This is a genomic window from Pseudomonas sp. CH61 (genome assembly GCF_059429415.1).
The window spans coordinates 6,566,927-6,586,342 of sequence record NZ_CM182098.1 but is presented as its reverse complement, the minus strand read 5'-3'; the positions used below and the strand labels follow the sequence as shown (position 1 = coordinate 6,586,342).

Below are 19,416 nucleotides of genomic sequence, written 5' to 3'. Positions count from 1 at the left end.
GTTTGTTGAATGACACACCGCTTTCGCGAGCAGGCTCGCTCCCACATTGGTTTCTGTCAGCCTCAAAGGCCCAGCAGGGACAGCATGATGAAGGTCGCAAACAATACGAAGTGGGTCATGCCCTCAATGGCATTGGTCTCACCATCATTTAGGTTGATCGCGCTGACGATCAGCGTGATGAAGATCATCACCGTCTGCACCGGCGTCATCGCCATTTGAAACGGTTGGCCGGTGTACAGCGCCATCGCCTCCATCACTGGCACGGTCAGAATCACCGTCGACAATGACGCGCCCATCGCAATGTTCACCACCGACTGCATGCGGTTGGCCAACGCTGCACGCAACGCGGTCAAAATCTCCGGCGCCGCGGAAATCGCCGCGACCAGAATCGCCGTGATCACCGGCGGTGCGCCCGTGCCTTCCAGGCCCAGATCGAGGGTCTTCGACATCACTTCGGCCAATGCGCCGATCACCACAATGCCAAACACCAGAATGCCGATCGACAGGCCGATGCCCGGCGCTTTCGCCTGCGCGTCCTGCGGTTCTTTCTTGCGGCGTTTGTCCGGGTAGCTGTAGCTGAAAAAATAACTGTGCGGGCCGACTTGCATGCGCAGAAACAGCGCGTAAAGCACCACCATTGCACCGATGGTGAACGCCGAATAGATCTTCCAGTTGGCCTCGGGAATGAACTCCGGCACCACCATCGATACGCCCATGGCGGTGAGGATCATCACGCTGTAGCTGCGCGCGGAATCGTCGTTGTACGACTGTTCGCCGTGCTTGATCCCGCCCATCAGCGCGGCGAGGCCGAGGATGCCGTTGATGTCGAGCATCACCGCCGAATAGATCGTGTCGCGCACTAACGTGGGCGACGCTTCGTTGCTCATCATGATCGCCAGAATCACCACTTCGACCAGCACAGCCGCGAGCGTGAGGATCATCGTGCCGTAAGGGTCGCCGACCTTTTCCGCGAGCAATTCGGCGTGATGGGCGACGCGCATCGAGGCGGCGACGATGAAAGCGATCAGCACCAGGCCTGCAGTCAGCGCGACGATCTGGCCGCTGTGCAGCATCCAGTGTTCCAACGGATAGGCGATGCACGCGGCGATGACGGCCAGGAGCAGAAAGCTTTCTTGCTTGAGGATTGTGAACATGGCGGGCCTTTTGCCGAAGAGTGCGAATGAGCTACTGACTGCGGGGCGGCGCTAACGTTTCGTTACACCTTAGCGCACCAAGCGCTGGCAGGGCTTTTGGCAGTTGCACTTTTATTGGCCTTGAGGGCGCTATCGCGAGCAGGCTCACTCCTACAGTTGATCGCATTCCCCTGTAGGAGAGAGCCTGCTCGCGAAGGCCTTCACACGGTTTCACACCAGTTTGTTGTCCTGTTGGTCAGCAATTTGCATTGGCCCTGACCACACACAACAAAATGGAGCTCCAATTCATGCAAATACGTCCGCTGCACAAACTGCTGTGCGCCGCCCTCGGTCTGGGGATCAGTCTGAGCGCCAGCGCTGCCGATCCGCTGAAGGTCGGTTTCGTCTACATCGGCCCGATCGGTGACCACGGCTGGACGTATCAGCATGAACAGGGGCGCAAGGCACTCGCAGAAAAACTAGGTACGCAGATCACCACCAACTACGTCGAGAACGTTGCTGAAGGCGCCGACGCCGAGCGGGTCATCCGCAACATGGCCAAGGACAACTACGACCTGATTTTCACCACCTCGTTTGGCTACATGAACCCGACGCTGAAGGTCGCCAAGCAATTTCCCAAGGTGACCTTCGAACACGCCACCGGCTACAAGCAAGACAAGAACCTCGGCACCTATCTGGCGCGCACTTACGAGGGGCGTTATGTCGGTGGCTTCCTCGCGGCGAAGATGACCAAGACCAAGAAAATCGGTTACGTGGCTTCGTTCCCGATCCCCGAGGTGATCCGCGATATCAACTCGATTCAACTGGCCTTGAACAAATACAACCCCGGCACCGAGATCAAAGTGGTGTGGGTCAACTCGTGGTTCGACCCGGGCAAGGAAGCCGATGCCGCCAACGCGCTGATCGATCAGGGCGTCGACGTGGTGTTCCAGCACACCGACAGCCCGGCGCCGATCCAGGCCGCCGAACGTCGTGGCGTGTACGCGGTGGGTTACGCCTCGGACATGGCGCACTTCGGCCCGAAAGCCGTGCTGACCTCGATCGTCAACGACTGGGCGCCGCACTATATTCAAGCGACGCAAAGCGTGATCGATCACACCTGGAAATCCCAGGATTACTGGGGCGGGTTGAAGGAAGGCACGGTTGAACTGCCGATCAGCGATCTGGTGCCGGCGCCGGTGAAAGCCGAGGCCGAGCAGATCATCGCCGACATCAAGAGCGGCGCATTTCAGCCGTTTACCGGACCGATCAAGGATCAGGCCGGGGTCGAGAAAATCCCGGCGGGCGTGAGCGCGACGAATGCGGAACTGGCGTCGATGAACTATTACGTTGAAGGCATGAAGGCTGAGATGCCGAAGTAATCCCAGTCGTACCACCGTCCCTTGTAGGAGTGAGCCTGCTCGCGATAGCGGTGGGTCATTCAGCAAAAGTGTCGCCTGATACACCGCTATCGCGAGCAGGCTCACTCCTACATTTGATCTTCAGCGCTCTCAAGGATTGTGTATGGATCAGCTTCCGATCATCGACATCAGCCCGCTCTATTCCGCCGACGAAAACGCCTGGCCCGCCGTCGCCGAGCAAATCGACCACGCCTGCCGCGAGTGGGGTTTCTTCTACATCAAGGGTCACCCGATTTCGGCGCAACGCATCGACGCGGTGCTCGATCAGACTCAGCGTTTTTTTGCCCTGCCCGCAGCGGAAAAACTCAAGATCGACATCACCCAGACGCGCCACCATCGCGGCTACGGCGCCATCGCCACCGAGCAACTCGACCCGAGCAAGCCCAGCGACCTCAAAGAAACCTTCGACATGGGCCTGCACCTGCCGGCCAACCATCCCGACGTGCTCGCCGAAAAACCGTTGCGCGGGCCGAACCGGCATCCAGCGCAAACCGGATGGGCTGAGTTGATGGAGCAGCACTACCTCGACATGCAGGCACTCGCGCAAACCTTGTTGCGGGCGATGACCCTCGCCCTGAACATCGAACGCGACTTCTTCGACAGCCGTTTCAACGACCCCGTCAGCGTGCTGCGCATGATCCATTACCCACCGCGCCACACCGCCAGCTCCGCCGAGCAGCAAGGCGCCGGCGCGCATACCGATTACGGCTGCATCACCCTGCTCTATCAGGACAGCGCCGGCGGCCTGCAAGTGAAAAACGTCAAAGGCGAATGGATTGATGCGCCACCGATCGACGGTACCTTCGTGGTCAACCTCGGCGACATGATGGCGCGCTGGAGCAACGACCGTTATCGCTCGACCCCGCACCGGGTGATCAGCCCGCTCGGCGTGGATCGCTACTCGATGCCGTTCTTTGCCGAGCCACACCCGGACACGGGCATCGAATGCCTGCCCGGATGTCAGGACGCACAGCATCCAGCGAAATATCCGACCACCACCTGCGCCGAATTCCTGCTCTCACGCTTCGCCGATACCTACGCCTATCGCCGCGAGCAGGAAGCCGTTTGATGGATCGCTTGGTCAGGTTTTGCCAATTGTTTCGGCGCGCATCTGTAGAATGCCGTCATTGCACCTGATGAGAAAAGAATATGTACGACTGGCTCAACGCCTTGCCCAAGGCTGAACTGCACCTGCACCTGGAAGGCTCGCTGGAGCCCGAGCTGCTGTTCGCCCTGGCCGAACGCAACAAGATCGCCCTGCCGTGGAATGACGTGGAAACCCTGCGCAAGGCTTACGCGTTCAACAATCTGCAGGAATTCCTCGACCTGTATTACCAGGGCGCGGACGTGTTGCGCACTTCGCAGGATTTCTACGACCTGACCTGGGCCTACCTGCTGCGCTGCAAAGCACAAAACGTGATTCATACCGAACCGTTCTTCGACCCGCAGACTCACACCGACCGGGGCATCCCGTTTGAAGTGGTGCTCAATGGCATCGCCGCGGCATTGAAGGATGGCGAACAGCAACTGGGTATCACCAGCGGTTTGATCCTCAGCTTCCTGCGCCACCTCAGCGAAGAAGAAGCCGAGAAAACCCTCGATCAGGCGCTGCCGTTCCGTGACGCGTTTGTCGCGGTCGGCCTCGACAGTTCCGAGATGGGCCACCCGCCGAGCAAGTTCCAGCGTGTGTTTGATCGTGCCCGTCACGAAGGCTTCCTGACCGTTGCCCATGCTGGCGAAGAAGGCCCGCCGGAGTACATCTGGGAAGCCATCGATCTGCTGAAAATCCAGCGTATCGACCATGGCGTACGCGCCATCGAAGACGAGCGCCTGATGCAGCGGATCATCGACGAGCAGATCCCGCTGACCGTGTGCCCGTTGTCGAACACCAAGCTCTGCGTGTTCGATCACATGTCGCAGCACAACATTCTCGACATGCTCGAACGTGGCGTGAAGGTCACGGTGAACTCCGATGACCCGGCGTACTTTGGTGGTTATGTGACCGAGAACTTCTACGCGCTGCATGAGCATTTGGGCATGACCCAGGATCAGGCCAAGCGCCTGGCGCAGAACAGCCTGGATGCGCGCCTGGTAAAACCGTAAGCAACACCGAAGTACCCATGTGGGAGCGAGCCTGCTCGCGAAGAGGGAGTGTCAGTTAACATTTTCGTTGAATGACACTCCGCTTTCGCGAGCAGGCTCGCTCCCACAGTGGGTTCTTTGTTCAGCCTGGGATTTGGGTTTCAGTCAGCTCTTCCAGGGTTTTCCCCCGCGTCTCCATCCCGAACAGCCACACCACCCCCGCCGCAATCGCAAAGCACGCCGCGCCCAGCGCAAACACCCCGCCCTGCCCGGTAATCGGGAATACCAGCCCGGTCACCAACGGCCCGAGCAGCGAACCCACGCGGCCAATCGCCGAGGCAAACCCCGAGCCTGTCGCCCGTGCCGAGGTCGGATACAACTCTGGCGTGTAGGTGTAGAGCACCGCCCACATGCCGAACAGGAAAAACTGCATCAACAGCCCGGTGCCGATCAGCAGCGCCACGTTGCCGCCAAACACCGCGCTCTGCCCATACAGAAACGCCATCACCCCGCCACCCAGCAAAGTGACGATGCACACCGGTTTGCGCCCCCAACGCTCGACCAGCCACGCCGCCATGAGAAAGCCGGGAATCCCGCCCAGGGAAATCAGCACCGTGTAATACACCGACTGCGTCACGGCAAATCCCGACTGTTGCAGCAGCGCGCTGAGCCAAGACGTCAGCCCATAAAAACCGAGCAATGCAAAGAACCACAGACTCCAGATCATCGTCGTGCGCTGGCGATACTGTGGCGACCAGATCTGCTTGAGCGCCGCAAAGAAGTTGCCCGGCGGCGTCACCGTCCGCGGCAAACGAATAGGTTCCGGCAGCGCCGCACCGCCCAGCGACGACCGCACCCGCGCCTCGATGCCGTTCAACACCTTGTCCGCGGCATCATTGCGTCCGGCTTGTTCCAGCCAGCGCGGTGACTCGGGAATGAAAAAGCGGATCGCCAGCACAAACACTGCTGGCACTGCCAACACCAGAAAGATGTCGCGCCAACCGATCAACGGCAGCAGAAAGTAAGACAGCACGCCGGCCGCCACGAAACCCAGCGGCCAGAAGCCATCCATCAACGCGATGTAACGTCCGCGTCGTTGCGCCGGAATCAGCTCGGACAACATCGACTGGGCGATGGGAAACTCCATGCCCATGCCAATCCCCAACAGGATGCGGAACAGCGTCAGCGTCTCGACCGTTTGCGCCGTCGAGCACAGATAACTGGCCACGCCCCACAATACGATGCTCCACTGAAACACCGGTTTGCGCCCAAAGCGATCGGCGAGCATGCCGGACAGCGACGCCCCCAGCACCATGCCGAAAAAGCTCGAACTGGCGAGCAACCCCGCTTGCGCACTGCTCAGACCGAGCTCGGCTTTGATCGAGCCCAGCAGGAACGTCATCATCGCCAGGTCCATGGAGTCGAAGAAAAACGCTAGGGCGATGATGATGAAAATGATCCGGTGATAACCGCTGATGGGCAGTCGTTCCAAGCGTTCTGCCGCGCTGTAGCCGTGAGTGTCCATGCCGCCTCCCACATCCGAAATGTCCGCGGATCGAGTGTGCGCGATAGCGACACGGCGTTCGTGCTGGATGCGACCTGTTCGCAACCGTGGACGACGCCAGAAGTGCTGACGTCGAAAGCCAGTGCTCTACAACGCCATTTCCAGCTCGGTTTCCTTGGCGAATCGGTGCAGTTCCCGCTGGCCGGTGGCCGTCAATTGCAGGGCTCTTGAGTCGTTGGGCAGCGTCAGCCAACCGGACTGCATGAATAGCTGCAGCAACGCCGCGCCGAGTGAGCCACCCATGTGCGGACGGCGCTCGCTCCAGTCCGGGCAAGCGCACGCCACTTGTACGTTGCGATGAGCCAGCGCCTGAATGAACACGCCGCGCCCGGCCAGCAATTTCGCCCCTTTGTGGGTCACCACAACGCGTTGTTCAAGCTGCTCGATCCAGCCGGCATCAAGCAGCCGCTGATACAGATCCGCCGCCAGCGTACCGCCCAGATGGTCATCGCAAAAACGCGCACGCAACAACGAGGACGGTGCGGTCTGCGGTTTGGCCATGGGGGTGGTGCGTTTGAATACTTCGGGAATTTCCCTTGGAGCACTGGCGATGGTGGCGCTGGCCAATGCTTCTATCGCGGCCCCGACCTCCGGTGCCGAGAGACGGAAAAAGCGTTTGCGACCACGGACTTCGACCTTCAACAGCCCACCCGTGGAAAGCCGCGCCAGATGTGCGCTGGCCGACGACGGCGACAGCCCTGCCAGTAGCGCAAGCTCCTCGGTTTGCCGGGCCGAACCATCCATCAACGCCCACATCATCGCGCTGCGCTTGGGGTCGGCCAGCAGCGTGGCAATCTGGCTGATGCAAGGTGCATGTTCCATGTGTTCACTCCCTGTTGAATCGTATCGTCTACTGCTCGGAGACATCTTGGCCGGTAATGAGTCATCGGCCAAGACGCGAAAATCGCCATGAACCGGGGCGAGGCAAGCCGCTGACGCAGCCTGCTCCGGCACAGAACCCGCAGCAGATGCGCGACCGTCACTCGAAGACTGGCGACGCGCTGCGAGGGTCTCCGGGCCGGGGTGTCGGTGCTGGCATGAGGCGGGCGCTAGTATAAGCGGGTTAGCCCCCGCGTCCCGCACTGGGGCCTGCGCAGGTGGTGATTGTTCCTGACAGAAATTTCTCTATTTACCTGCGACTAATGATCAACTTTCGGAAAAACGGGAAATTGACTACTCAAATCAGCGCATCGGCTGGCGAGCATTTCCCTCAGAAGGTTCACCGGCTTACTCAATTGTGCGCGATGGGCGCACAGCAAATTCAGCGGTGCGCGCTCACAAAGCAGCTCTGGCAGCAGCACTTTGAGGCGTCCGGCGAGCACATCGGCGCCCACGTCCAGCCACGACTTGTAGGCAATTCCGGCGCCGGCCACCGCCCACAGGCGCACGACGTCAGCGTCATCGCTGAAGCGGTCGCCACTGACAGTCAGCCCGACTTCACGTTTGCCGTCGTGAAAACTCCAGTGGTCATGAACCCGGCTGCCGAGCATGTACAGCAGGCAATTGTGTTGAGCCAGTTGCTCGAGCTGACGCGGCTCGCCGTGCCGGGCCAGATACGCCGGCGAGGCGCACAGCACGCGGCGGTTTTGCGGGGCGATGGGTAAGGCGACCAGACTTGAATCTTCCGGCTCGCCATAGCGCAAGGCGATGTCCACCGGTTGCCGAAACAGATCGGCGATGCGGTCGCCAAGCAGCAAACGCACGGTCAGCTTGGGGTGTTCGCGCTGGAACTCATCGAGCCACGGCAGCAACAGGTTGCGGCCGAAGTCCGAAGGCGCCGACAACTGCAACACCCCGCTGACCTGATCCTGGCCGCTGGCCAGCAGACGCCGGCCTTCATCGAGGTTGCTCAACGCCGCGCGGGCGTATTCGAGAAAGCCCTCACCCTCGGCCGTCAGACGCAAACTGCGGGTCGAACGCGCGAGCAACCGCGCACCGAGCTGCTGTTCGATCCGTTTCAACGCCGCACTGGCCACGGCAGCGGACATGTCCATCACCCGCGCGGCCGCCGACAGACTGCCCAGATCCGCCGCCCGGACAAACAACTGCAAGTCGTCAAAACGCAGCATGCTCAGCCTCGATTATCAAAAAAATATTGAAAGAGACTGCTCTTTTAGCCGGTTTTATCTCGCAGAGAAATAGCCAATCATCTCTCCATCGCATTCATCCCGCTTCTCTGGAGCCGAGCATGTCCCAGCCGTTCACCGCTATCGCCACCCTGATTGCCAAACCCGGCCAGCAGGATCTTCTTGAACAGGGCCTGCGCGCCTTGGTTGAACCGAGTCGCGCCGAAGACGGTTGCAGCCAGTACGACTTGCACCGCGATCTCGCCGACCCGCAGGTGTTTTATGTGATCGAGCACTGGGCCAGCGAAGCGATTCTCGAGGCGCACAACGCCAGCGCACACTTCCAGCATTTCCAGGCCAGCGTCGGTCACGCCATCGAACACTTTCAGCTCAAGCGCCTCGGCGCGATTGCCTGATCTTCTACTATTAACTGTACGGAGCCATTCATGAAAGCCATCGCCTATTACGCTTCCCTGCCGATCAGCGACGCCAAATCCCTGCAAGACATCGAACTGCCAGAACCGGTCGCCGGCCCGCGCGACCTGCTGGTGGAAGTCAAAGCCATCTCGGTCAACCCGGTCGACACCAAAGTGCGCCAGAACGTGGCGCCGGAAAACGGCGCGGCGAAAGTGCTGGGCTGGGACGTTGCCGGTGTGGTCAAGGCTGTTGGCAGCGACGTGACGTTGTTCAAGACCGGCGACAAGGTCTTTTACGCCGGCTCCATCGCCCGTGCCGGCGGTAACAGCGAACTGCACGTGGTGGATGAGCGCATCGTCGGCCATATGCCGAAATCCCTCGGTTTTGCCGAAGCCGCCGCACTGCCGCTGACCGCGATCACCGCGTGGGAATTGCTGTTCGAGCGCCTGCAAATCCGCGAAGGCAAAACCGATGAAGGCCAGAGCCTGCTGATCGTCGGTGCCGCCGGCGGGGTTGGCTCGATCCTCACGCAATTGGCAAGGCAACTGACCGGGCTGAAGGTGATCGGCACCGCATCCCGCGAGCAGACCCGCGATTGGGTCAAAGAACTGGGCGCCGACCTGGTCATCGATCACAGCCAACCGCTGAGCGAAGAGCTCAAAGGCGCCGGGATCGACAGCGTGACTCACGTCGCCAGTCTGACCCAGACCGATCAGCACCTCGATCAACTGGTCGAGGCGCTGGCGCCGCAAGGCAAACTGGCACTGATCGACGATCCGAAGTCGCTGGACATCAGCAAACTCAAGCGCAAAAGCCTGTCGCTGCACTGGGAGTTCATGTACACCCGCTCGCTGTTCGAAACGCCGGATATGATCGAGCAGCACAAACTGCTCAATCGCGTGGCTGAGCTGATTGATGCCGGGACGTTGAAGACCACGGTGGGCGAGCACTTCGGCACGATCAATGCCGCGAACCTGCGTCGCGCCCATGAGCTGCTGGAAAGTGGCAAAGCCAAGGGGAAAATTGTTTTAGAAGGTTTCTAAAAAACCGCACAGCGCAGCCTTCGCCTAACCTAGAGCGGTCGGCGGGGTTGCGCTGTTTTTTGCCGTCAGTCCGATGCTTGACCGTTGTCACAATTGCGATCGTATTCAGGTCTACAATCGAAGCCTCTGCGATACATCTTTTACGCAAGGGAGGTCAGCAATGAAGATCCTGATAAAAGAAGTGGCAAAGTCTCAATGGCAGGTTCGTCTGGACCAACACGCCGTGACATTCCGCAGTGAAGCCGAAGCATTGGCCTTCACCCGCATCCTTGAAGCGCGCCTTTGCGCACCCCATCAGATTCCCGACCGCAGCCAGCAGCGCGCCGCCGGCTGAGGTTATTTATGCCTCGGCCTGAGCTTGCGCCAGTGCCCGGGCATTCTGCAGACGGCGGGTGAGTAGCGCCACGCACACCACCAGCAAACCGCACACGCTGATGACGATTGCCATCGGCACGGCGGTGCCGTCGTGCAACACCCCGACCAACGCCGAAGCCCCGGCGGCGACGCTGAATTGCATGCAGCCGAGCAGTGCCGAAGCACTGCCGGCGCGTGCGCCCTGCCCGTTCATCGCACAAGCGGCGGCATTCGGGCTGATGCAACCCAGGCTCGATACGCAGATAAACAGTGGAATCAGCAGCGGCCACAAGGATTCGGTATGCATCGCGCTGACCGCGAGCAGCGTCAGCCCGGCAGCGAAATACACCCACACCGCCCGCGACAGCAGGAAGGCCGGGCCGCGCTTGGCCAACATCCGCGCGTTGACCTGCGCCACCAGAATGAAACCCGCCGCGTTGGTGCCGAACAACCAGCCGAAATGCTCGGCCGGCACGCCATACAGTTTGATGAAGATGAACGGAGAACCGGCGATGTAGGCAAACATCCCGGCAATGGCGATGCCACCGGTCAGGGCATGCCCCAGGTAGACCCGATCCTTGAGCAGGCGACCGTACTGACGCAATGCGCCGGACAGCGGTTGGCGCGGCATGTGCGCCGGCATACTTTCCGGCAGACCCAGTGCCACGGCCAATCCGGCCAGCGCACTGAAGCCGGTCAGCACCAGGAAGATCGACTGCCAGCCTGTGGTGTTGACCAGCAGACCGCCGAGCATCGGCGCCAGAATCGGCGCCAGGCCCATCACCAGCATCAGTTGCGAGAAGACTTTCGCCGAGCCCACCGCGTCGCATTTATCGCTGACCACGGCCCGGGAAATCACCATCCCCGCACAACCGCCCAGTGCCTGGACGAAACGTGCGCCGATCAGCCATTCCAGGTTTGGCGCATAAGCGCAGGCCAGTGATGCCAACGTGAACAGCGTGAGGCCGACCAGCAATGGAATGCGTCGGCCAAAGCGATCCGCCACCGGGCCGTAAGCCAGTTGGCCAATCGACAACCCGGCGAAATACGCCGCCAGCGTCATCTGCACGTGTTTCTCGTCGGTGCCGAACGCCAGCGCCATCGAGGGAAATGCAGGTAAATAGAAGTCGATCGCCAAGGGCCCGAAGGCGGTCAAGGCACCGAGAATCAGAATGGTACGGAAGTTCATCAGGCATCCAGGTTGGCAAGTCGGCAGCCCGACAGTCTAGCCGCGCCCGGACGCCTTGAACATTCCGATAGCTCGCTAACTATAAAAACAGCAAAAGATCGCAGCCTTCGGCAGCTCCTACATTGGAATTCGTCCCCCTGTTGGAGCTGCCGAAGGTTCGGGCCGCGATCGGACGATCTTTTGCTTCTAGGCGAGTTCCACCGCGTAGCCTTCTTCGCTGATGACCTCGATCACCTGCTCGGCGCTCAGCGCGCTTTCCACGCCGACCTCTTTCGCAGCCAGATCAACCCGCACGCTGGCCGCCGGATCCTTGGCCTGCACCGCGTTGGTGATGGCTTTGACGCAGTGACCGCAGGACATGCCTTGAACGTTGAACACTTGCATGGAATGACTCCTTTGAGTGAGGTTGCCGGCAGTTTCGAGCTTGCCACGATGGCAAGGTCAAGTTCTTCAATAAACTGCCGGGCTGGCAATCGGCGCCGCGCTCGGCCAAGCTGCGTACATCAATGACTCGATTCAGGAGATTCAGCCATGCGCTGGTCAGCTTTCAGCCTGTTTGGCTTTCTCAGCCTCTTTGCCGCAATTCCTACAGTGCAAGCCGCTGGTGAGGATTACGGCGTTCTGATCATCTCCCGTGAGCGTCTGGAAGTGGCAACCTCCTGCGAGATCGGTGTGTATATCCAGGATCAGCTGTCGGCACGCCTGTTTCAGGAACAGAGCACATCTTTCAACTTGCCACCTGGCACTGTTTCGCTACGTCTGAAACTACTGCCGGGGCAAGTACCGGGTTGCAATCCGGGCTTGCTCGCACCGGGTTCACAGGAAATAAAACTGCAGGCGGGCGATGTGCAGAAGTACCGGATCGCGATGACACAGGAAGGCATGTACCTGAAGCGCGCCGATCTCGGCTATTAAGCAAATCCAGAACTGTGGGAGCGAGCCTGCTCGCGAATACGGTGTGTCATTCAGCGATGATGTTGACTGACCCACCGCTTTCGCGAGCAGGCTCGCTCCCACAGTTGGTTTTGCGGCGCGTCAAATAATGGCGCTTGACCTTGCCCGCATGGCAAGGTTGATCCTTGTAGGCATCTACTACAGGGAGTACGACCGATGTCCGATTCCATCACTTTCGACCTGCCGATTGCCGGAATGACCTGCGCCAGTTGTGCCGGGCGTGTCGAGCGGGCCTTGAGCAAAGTCAGCGGCGCCAGTGCCGTCAGCGTCAACCTCGCCACCGAGCAGGCCCGTGTGCAGGCGCCGGGCGACAGCTTGCCGGCGTTGATGGACGCGGTCGAACGTGCCGGTTACAGCGTCCCGCAGCAAACCATCGAATTGACTATCGAAGGCATGACCTGCGCGTCGTGCGTCGGTCGCGTCGAGCGTGCGCTGAACAAAGTCCCCGGAGTGAAAAGCGTCAGCGTCAACCTGGCCAACGAACGTGCGCACCTCGAATTGCTCGGCCAGGCCGATCCGCAAACCCTGCTCGACGCAGTGAGCAAGGCCGGCTACTCGGCCAGCGTCTGGCAAGCCGAACACCCACAAACCGATAACCAACAACAGCGCCTGAAACATGAACGCTGGGCACTGATCTGCGCGATCGCCCTCGCCCTGCCGCTGGTGGCGCCGATGTTGCTGCAACCGTTCGGCATCCACTGGATGCTCCCGTCCTGGGCGCAATTCGCCCTCGCCACGCCGGTGCAGTTCATATTCGGTGCACGCTTTTATGTAGCGGCGTGGAAAGCCGTTCGTGCTGGCGCCGGCAATATGGACTTGCTGGTCGCCCTCGGCACCAGCGCCAGTTACGGCCTGAGCCTTTACGAATGGGCCACCGCTGCCGGGCGCATGCCGCATCTGTATTTCGAAGCGTCGGCGGTGGTCATTGCCTTGGTACTGCTCGGCAAATACCTGGAGAGCCGCGCCAAACGCCAGACCGCCAGCGCCATCCGCGCGCTGGAAGCGTTGCGTCCGGAGCGGGCGATTCAAGTGATCGACGGCCGCGAGCAGGATGTCGCCATCAGCGCCCTGCGCCTCAACGATCTGGTGCTGGTCAAACCCGGCGAACGTTTCCCGGTCGATGGCGAAGTCATCGAAGGCCAGAGTCATGCCGACGAAGCACTGATCAGCGGCGAGAGTCTGCCGGTGCCGAAACAACCCGGGGACAAGGTCACCGGCGGCGCGATCAATGGCGAGGGTCGCTTGCTGGTGCGCACTCAGGCGCTCGGTGCGGAAACCGTTCTGGCACGGATTATTCGACTGGTCGAAGACGCTCAGGCCGCCAAAGCGCCGATCCAGAAACTCGTGGATAAAGTCAGTCAGGTGTTCGTGCCCACCGTGCTGGTTTTAGCGTTGGCCACTCTGATCGGCTGGTGGCTCTACGGCGCGCCAATCGAAACTGCGCTGATCAATGCGGTCGCTGTTCTGGTCATCGCTTGCCCGTGTGCACTGGGTCTTGCGACGCCGACGGCGATCATGGCCGGAACCGGCGTAGCGGCGCGCCACGGCATTCTGATCAAGGACGCCGAAGCGCTGGAACGCGCCCATGAAGTCAGCAGCGTCGTGTTCGACAAGACCGGCACGCTGACCTCTGGCACCCCGCGTATTGCCCATTTCAGCGCCATCGATGGTGATGAAAACAAGCTGCTGAAACTGGCCGGAGCCCTGCAGCGCGGCAGCGAACACCCGTTGGCCAAAGCGGTGCTCGATGCCGCAGCGGAACGAGGACTGCACGTACCGGATATCAGCGACAGCCAGTCGCTCACCGGTCGCGGCATCGCCGGCAATCTCGACGGCCGGCGTCTGGCGCTGGGCAATCGGCGCATGCTGGACGAAAGCAGCTTGAGCGCTGGAGACCTTGCCGAATCCGCCAGCGCCTGGGAAACCGAAGGCCGCACGTTGTCGTGGTTGATCGAGCAAAGTCCTGAACCGCAAGTGCTCGGTTTGTTCGCCTTTGGTGACACCCTGAAACCCGGCGCACTGGAAGCCGTGCAACAACTCGCCGCCCGCCATATCCAAAGCCATCTGCTGACCGGCGACAATCGCGGCAGTGCCAAAGTCGTCGCCGAAGCCTTGGGCATCAGCAATGTTCACGCCGAAGTGCTGCCGGCGGACAAAGCCGCCACCATCACCAAGCTGAAAAAAACCGGCGTGGTTGCCATGGTCGGCGACGGCATCAACGACGCCCCGGCCCTCGCCGCTGCCGACATCGGCATCGCCATGGGCGGCGGCACCGACGTGGCCATGCACGCGGCGGGCATCACCCTGATGCGCGGCGACCCACGGCTGGTGCCGGCGGCGCTGGAAATCAGCCGCAAGACCTACGCGAAGATCCGCCAGAACCTGTTCTGGGCCTTCGTCTACAACTTGATCGGCATTCCGCTGGCGGCGTTCGGTTTCCTCAACCCGGTACTGGCTGGTGCAGCCATGGCGCTGTCGAGCGTCAGCGTGGTGAGCAATGCGCTACTGTTGAAAACCTGGAAACCCAAGGACCTGGAGGAGCACCGATGAACATCGGTCAAGCAGCCAAACACAGTGGCCTGAGCGCAAAAATGATCCGCTATTACGAGTCGATCGGCCTGCTCAAAGCGGCGCATCGCACCGACAGCGGTTATCGGGTCTATGGCGACGATGACCTGCACACGCTGGCATTCATCAAGCGCTCGCGCGACCTGGGCTTTTCGCTGGAAGAGGTCGGTAAACTGCTGACCCTCTGGCAGGATCGCCAACGGGCCAGCGCCGATGTGAAGGCCTTGGCCCGCCAGCACATCGACGAGTTGAATCAGAAGATCCGCGAACTCGGCGAATTGCGCGACACCCTGCAAGACCTCGTCGAGCACTGCAACGGCGACCACCGCCCTGATTGCCCGATCCTCAAGGAACTGGCGTCGGGCTGCTGCGCGCAACCCGCCCGCGCTTGAGGGCGAGCACTTTCACCGTGAGCAAGGTGCCGAGGGGAATGCCATGGAACAGCATGACCACGGCACCCGGCGTCCACCACCCGTAGAACGGCGCGGCGATCAGCATGCCGATGCCGAACCCGGTCATCTGCAGCAAGGTCAGCACGCTGAAAATCGGCAGACGCAACTGCTCGGGTTCGCGTTGCAGGCGCGACATCAGCCCGACTTCGGAAAAACCGTCACCGAGCCCCGCCGGCAAGGAAAACAGCAGCAGACCGTAGAGGCTGTGTTGCTGGAACATCAGGATAAAGCCGCAGGACATCAGCGCCACGCCGAAGAAAAACCGCCGTTCGAGGTTGATGTTGTCCGAACCTTTGAGACGACTGGCGATTCGCGCGCCCAGCAGTTTGCCGCTGGCCCACACCGCGAGCATCAGACCCAGCGTGGTGCTCGCCGACTCTGGCGTGAGCAGTTTCGAGATGATCGGAAAGCCGACGTTGTGTGCGGCGCTGCCCAGGGTGTCGGCCATCGTCACCGCCAGCATCGCGGCAATCACCGGCGTAGAGCGCAAGCCCTGCTTGAGGGCAGACCATTCGCTGCGTTCCGGTGCTTCGTTGACTGTGACTGGCGCGAATCGCAGCGGCACAATCAACAACGCAGCCAGCAGATAAGTCAGCGCATTCAGGGCGAATACCGTTTCAAAACCAAAACCCGCGACCAGCAAACCTGAAACCAGGCTGCCACCGACCATCGCAGCGGATGAAGCTGAGGTGATCCAGGCGTTGGCCTTGAGCAATTGATCAACAGGGATCAAACGCGGCAACTGACTGTTGAGACCGATGGCGAACATCGAATTGCCCAGGCCCAGGCCGAACGCAATCACCGGCAACAGCAGGGCCTGCTGGCTGACGGGCAAGATCAACAGCAAACCGAGCACGCTGGCGCGCAGCAGATCGAAGGCGATCAGCGGTGCGCGCCCACTGCAGCGGCGGTAAAACGCGGTGCCGATCAGACTGGCAAAAATCCCTCCGCCCACGCGACTGGCGAGGAAAACCCCGACGCTCATGGCGCTGTTGCTCAGCAGGTACACGTAGGTAGCCAGCGCGACCATGTTGAGGAAGGCGCCGAAATCGGAGATCAGGCGGGCGGTGACGATCAGGTGGGTGTTGCGCGGGGTGGTCACATTCAGTCCTTGAGTGTGGTTGGGGCGGTGGACAGTAGACGTGAAATTGCGTTGATCCGAAAGTGGCCCTCACCCTAGCCCTCTCCCAGGGGGAGAGGGGACTGATTGGGGGATATTTGGGAGGTACACCGACCTGAACGTTTTTCGTTGAATCCATATCGACTCGTTTTTTCAGGTCGATGTATGACTCAACACACCTCGGTCGGCCCCCTCTCCCTCTGGGAGAGGGCTGGGGTGAGGGGCTTCTGGGCTTCCAAGGCTTCTGATTCAAACAAAAAACCCGGCCGAAGCCGGGTTTCTCGTCAAGCGATCACTGCATCCACGGCGGCGGCGGTGGTTCGTCGGATTTGCCTTTCGGCTCGTCGTCCGCCGCGCGGATGGCCTGCTTGCGTTCCTCGTCGAGGCGCGCCGCTTCGATCTCGCGCAACACTCCGCCAACATCGGCCAGGTCTTCCGGGTCATCGAACTCGCCGGTCAGCACACTGTTCGGGTGCAAGGTGCCGGCTTCGTACAACGCCCACATTTCCTTGGCGTACTTGGTCAGCTTCAATTCCGGGGCAAAGCGACCGAAGTACGAAGCCATGTTGCCGACATCCCGCTCCAGCATGCTGAACGCGTGGTTGTTGCCGGCAGCATCGACGGCCTGCGGCAGGTCGATGATGACCGGGCCGGTCGGCGTCAGCAGCACGTTGAACTCCGAGAGGTCACCGTGCACCAGACCGGTACACAACATCAGCACGATCTGCGAGATCAGGAACGCGTGATACTCGCGCGCCTGATCCGGCTCCAGCACCACATCATTGAGACGCGGCGCGGCATCGCCGAATTCGTCGGCCACCAGTTCCATCAACAGCACGCCATCGAGGAAGTCGTACGGTTTGGGCACTCGCACACCGGCACCGGCCAGACGGAACAGCGCCGCCACTTCGGCATTCTGCCAGGCATCTTCGGTCTCTTTGCGACCGAACTTGGAGCCTTTCGCCATCGCCCGAGCCTGTCGGCTGTTGCGGACCTTGCGGCCTTCCTGATACTCGGCCGCCTGGCGGAAACTGCGTTTGTTCGCCTCCTTGTAGACCTTTGCGCAACGTAACTGATTGCCGCAGCGCACCACATAAACAGCTGCTTCTTTACCACTCATCAGTGGGCGCAGCACTTCGTCGACCAGACCGTCCTCGATCAGGGGTTCAATGCGTTTTGGAGTCTTCATCAGCTTTTATTGTGGGTCCTTTATTACCAAACACGCGAATGTCACTCGTTATACGGCAATCCTCGCATTACGGGGAGGGGTTGCCGACCTGTGAACCTGTGAATGCACACACTGTGCCGAAAAATCGACCGCTGCGAATCATAGCCGAGCCTTGCCTGTTTGTTGGTATCGGCCGTTGAGGGCATTTGCGACAGAATCTGACATCTGCGGTTTCAGCCCTTTTACCCTCACCCCAGCCCTCTCCCCGAGGGAGAGGGAGCCGACCGAGGTGTCTGGCGTTATACATCGACCTGAAATACCCCGTCGATTATGGATTGGGCTAACCATCTGACCCCAATCAGTCCCCTCTCCCTCCGGGAGAGGGTTAGGGTGAGGGGCTCTTCTAGCGTTAGCGTTCGATGATGGCGGTAACGCCTTGGCCGCCCGCCGCGCAAATCGAGATCAGACCCCGGCCCTTGCCCGCCGCATCCAGCAGTTTCGCCAAATTGGCGACGATACGCCCGCCAGTCGCGGCAAACGGATGCCCAGCCGCCAGCGAACTGCCCTTCACATTCAGTCGGCTGCGATCGATCGAGCCCAGCGGTGCATCGAGGCCCAGACGGGTTTTGCAGTATTCCGGATCCTCCCAAGCCTTCAGCGTGCACAGCACCTGCGCCGCAAAAGCCTCGTGAATTTCGTAGTAATCGAAATCCTGCAAGGTCAGCCCGTTGCGCGCCAGCAACCGCGGTACTGCGTACGCCGGCGCCATCAGCAGCCCTTCGGCGCCGTTGACGAAATCCACCGCCGCCGCCTCGCCATCGCGCAGGTACGCGAGAATTGGCAAACCCCGTTCCTTCGCCCATTCCTCACTGCCGAGCAATACCACCGACGCGCCATCGGTCAGCGGTGTGGAGTTGCCTGCCGTCAATGTGCCTTTTGCGCTTTTTTCGAAGGCCGGTTTCAGCGTCGCGAGTTTTTCCAGGGTCAGGTCCGGACGCAAATTGTTGTCGCGGGTCAGACCAAGGAACGGCGTCATCAAGTCGTTGTGCCAGCCTTCGCTGTAAGACGCAGCCAGTTTTTGGTGGCTTTCGAGGGTCAGCTGATCCTGCTCTTCACGCGGGATCTGCCAGGTCTGCGCCATCAACTCACAGTGCTCGCCCATCGACAGGCCAGTGCGTGGTTCGCCGATGCGTGGGAAATCCGGAATCAGATGTTTGGGCCGCAGTTGCAGAAAGGTTTTCAGTTTGTCGCCGGTGGTCTTGGCGCGGTTGGCTTGCAGGAGAATTTTGCGCAGGCCTTCGCTGACACTGATCGGCGCGTCCGAGGTGGTGTCGACGCCACCAGCAATGCCGCAGTCGATCTGGCCGAGGGCGATCTTGTTGGCCACCAGGATCGCCGCTTCCAGGCCGGTGCCGCAGGCTTGCTGAATGTCGTAGGCGGGCGTCGCCGGTGACAAACGCGAGCCGAGCACGCATTCACGGGTCAGGCTCATATCTCGTGACAATTTCAGCACCGCGCCCGCCACCACTTCGCCGATGCGCTGACCGTGCAGGTTATAGCGTTCGATCAGGCCTTCTAGGGCGGCGGTGAGCATTGCCTGATTGCTGGCCGTGGCGTACGGCCCATTGGAGCGGGCGAAAGGGATACGGTTACCGCCGATGATCGCGACGCGGCGCAGCTGACTCATGAATAACTCCTTGTCCAAAGGTCTGAATTCACGCCAATCCCTTGTAGGAGTGAGCCTGCTCGCGATAGCGGTGGGTCAGATAAACATTTCTTGACTGATACACCGCTATCGCGAGCAGGCTCACTCCTACAGGGGGTCAGCTGTGTTTATGAATGTGCGTTCGGCAACACAAACGCCGGGGGCAAACTACTCTGCTGT

Annotated in this window: 18 protein-coding genes; 9 read left to right on the top strand and 9 right to left on the bottom strand. The window is 60.7% G+C overall.

All coding sequences use genetic code 11. The annotated features are described in order from the left end of the window. Nucleotides 1–62: 62 nt before the first annotated feature. Entirely contained in the window at nt 63–1,154 is a 1,092-nt protein-coding gene (locus AC5SEM_RS29530) for a calcium:cation antiporter (RefSeq protein WP_123594069.1), read from the bottom strand. 287 nt (nt 1,155–1,441) lie between these two features. On the opposite strand from AC5SEM_RS29530, the gene AC5SEM_RS29525 reads away from it, so the two are divergent. The 3 genes from AC5SEM_RS29525 to AC5SEM_RS29515 all read left to right on the top strand — a co-directional run bounded on the left by AC5SEM_RS29525 (nt 1,442) and on the right by AC5SEM_RS29515 (nt 4,657). Further along, the gene (locus tag AC5SEM_RS29525) at nt 1,442–2,515 is read left to right on the top strand and encodes a BMP family ABC transporter substrate-binding protein (RefSeq protein ID WP_077570867.1); all 1,074 of its coding nucleotides are present in this window, start codon (nt 1,442–1,444) and stop codon (nt 2,513–2,515) included. 142 nt (nt 2,516–2,657) lie between these two features. Continuing rightward, entirely contained in the window at nt 2,658–3,623 is a 966-nt protein-coding gene (locus tag AC5SEM_RS29520; RefSeq protein ID WP_495471875.1) for a 2-oxoglutarate and iron-dependent oxygenase domain-containing protein, read from the top strand. Between the two features lie 80 nt (nt 3,624–3,703). Further along, nucleotides 3,704–4,657: an adenosine deaminase gene (locus tag AC5SEM_RS29515; protein WP_008082147.1), complete on the top strand. Its 954-nt coding sequence runs from the start codon at nt 3,704–3,706 to the stop codon at nt 4,655–4,657. A 121-nt stretch (nt 4,658–4,778) separates the two neighbouring features. Here AC5SEM_RS29515 and AC5SEM_RS29510 read toward each other — a convergent pair whose 3' ends face one another. From AC5SEM_RS29510 to vimR, 3 genes are all read right to left on the bottom strand, one after another. Continuing rightward, the gene (locus AC5SEM_RS29510; protein ID WP_495471874.1) at nt 4,779–6,161 is read right to left on the bottom strand and encodes an MFS transporter; all 1,383 of its coding nucleotides are present in this window, start codon (nt 6,159–6,161) and stop codon (nt 4,779–4,781) included. Between the two features lie 126 nt (nt 6,162–6,287). Beyond that, a complete protein-coding gene (locus AC5SEM_RS29505; protein ID WP_077570861.1) occupies nt 6,288–7,022 on the bottom strand; it encodes an ArsR/SmtB family transcription factor in 735 nt (244 codons plus the stop codon). A gap of 317 nt (nt 7,023–7,339) precedes the next feature. Next, nucleotides 7,340–8,269, bottom strand: a complete 930-nt coding sequence (gene vimR, locus AC5SEM_RS29500; protein WP_077570859.1) for a transcription regulator VimR — start codon at nt 8,267–8,269, stop codon at nt 7,340–7,342. A gap of 119 nt (nt 8,270–8,388) precedes the next feature. On the opposite strand from vimR, the gene AC5SEM_RS29495 reads away from it, so the two are divergent. From AC5SEM_RS29495 to AC5SEM_RS29485, 3 genes are all read left to right on the top strand, one after another. Next, nucleotides 8,389–8,682, top strand: coding sequence for a putative quinol monooxygenase (locus AC5SEM_RS29495; RefSeq protein ID WP_495471873.1), 294 nt, complete (start codon nt 8,389–8,391; stop codon nt 8,680–8,682). Nucleotides 8,683–8,712: 30 nt separating this feature from the next. Further along, nucleotides 8,713–9,726, top strand: a complete 1,014-nt coding sequence (locus AC5SEM_RS29490) for a zinc-binding alcohol dehydrogenase family protein (RefSeq protein ID WP_495471872.1) — start codon at nt 8,713–8,715, stop codon at nt 9,724–9,726. Between the two features lie 160 nt (nt 9,727–9,886). Beyond that, complete coding sequence (locus tag AC5SEM_RS29485; protein ID WP_495471871.1) at nt 9,887–10,060, top strand: hypothetical protein; 174 nt, start codon at nt 9,887–9,889, stop codon at nt 10,058–10,060. 6 nt (nt 10,061–10,066) lie between these two features. Here AC5SEM_RS29485 and AC5SEM_RS29480 read toward each other — a convergent pair whose 3' ends face one another. Next, nucleotides 10,067–11,269 carry a multidrug effflux MFS transporter gene (locus tag AC5SEM_RS29480; RefSeq protein WP_077570852.1) on the bottom strand — a complete coding sequence of 401 codons (1,203 nt, stop codon included), beginning with the start codon at nt 11,267–11,269 and terminating at the stop codon, nt 10,067–10,069. A 186-nt stretch (nt 11,270–11,455) separates the two neighbouring features. After that, complete coding sequence (locus AC5SEM_RS29475; protein WP_077570850.1) at nt 11,456–11,653, bottom strand: cation transporter; 198 nt, start codon at nt 11,651–11,653, stop codon at nt 11,456–11,458. Between the two features lie 147 nt (nt 11,654–11,800). On the opposite strand from AC5SEM_RS29475, the gene AC5SEM_RS29470 reads away from it, so the two are divergent. The 3 genes from AC5SEM_RS29470 (at nt 11,801) to cueR (ending at nt 15,183) form a co-directional block, all read left to right on the top strand. Beyond that, on the top strand, nt 11,801–12,184 hold the full coding sequence (locus AC5SEM_RS29470) for a hypothetical protein (RefSeq protein ID WP_077570848.1): 384 nt from the start codon (nt 11,801–11,803) through the stop codon (nt 12,182–12,184). Between the two features lie 195 nt (nt 12,185–12,379). Then, nucleotides 12,380–14,773 (top strand): heavy metal translocating P-type ATPase, encoded by a 2,394-nt coding sequence (locus tag AC5SEM_RS29465; protein ID WP_495471870.1) that lies wholly within the window; start codon nt 12,380–12,382, stop codon nt 14,771–14,773. Next, the gene (gene cueR / locus AC5SEM_RS29460; protein WP_095122009.1) at nt 14,770–15,183 is read left to right on the top strand and encodes a Cu(I)-responsive transcriptional regulator; all 414 of its coding nucleotides are present in this window, start codon (nt 14,770–14,772) and stop codon (nt 15,181–15,183) included. The genes AC5SEM_RS29465 and cueR overlap by 4 nt, the downstream gene beginning before the upstream one ends. Here cueR and AC5SEM_RS29455 read toward each other — a convergent pair. From AC5SEM_RS29455 to AC5SEM_RS29445, 3 genes are all read right to left on the bottom strand, one after another. Then, the gene (locus AC5SEM_RS29455) at nt 15,137–16,345 is read right to left on the bottom strand and encodes an MFS transporter (RefSeq protein WP_495471869.1); all 1,209 of its coding nucleotides are present in this window, start codon (nt 16,343–16,345) and stop codon (nt 15,137–15,139) included. The two genes, cueR and AC5SEM_RS29455, sit on opposite strands and share 47 nt — an antisense overlap. 310 nt (nt 16,346–16,655) lie before the next feature. Next, entirely contained in the window at nt 16,656–17,552 is an 897-nt protein-coding gene (locus AC5SEM_RS29450) for a PA4780 family RIO1-like protein kinase (RefSeq protein WP_007914672.1), read from the bottom strand. Nucleotides 17,553–17,940: 388 nt separating this feature from the next. Further along, nucleotides 17,941–19,218 (bottom strand): acetyl-CoA C-acetyltransferase, encoded by a 1,278-nt coding sequence (locus AC5SEM_RS29445; protein WP_495471868.1) that lies wholly within the window; start codon nt 19,216–19,218, stop codon nt 17,941–17,943. Between the last annotated feature and the right edge of the window lie 198 nt (nt 19,219–19,416).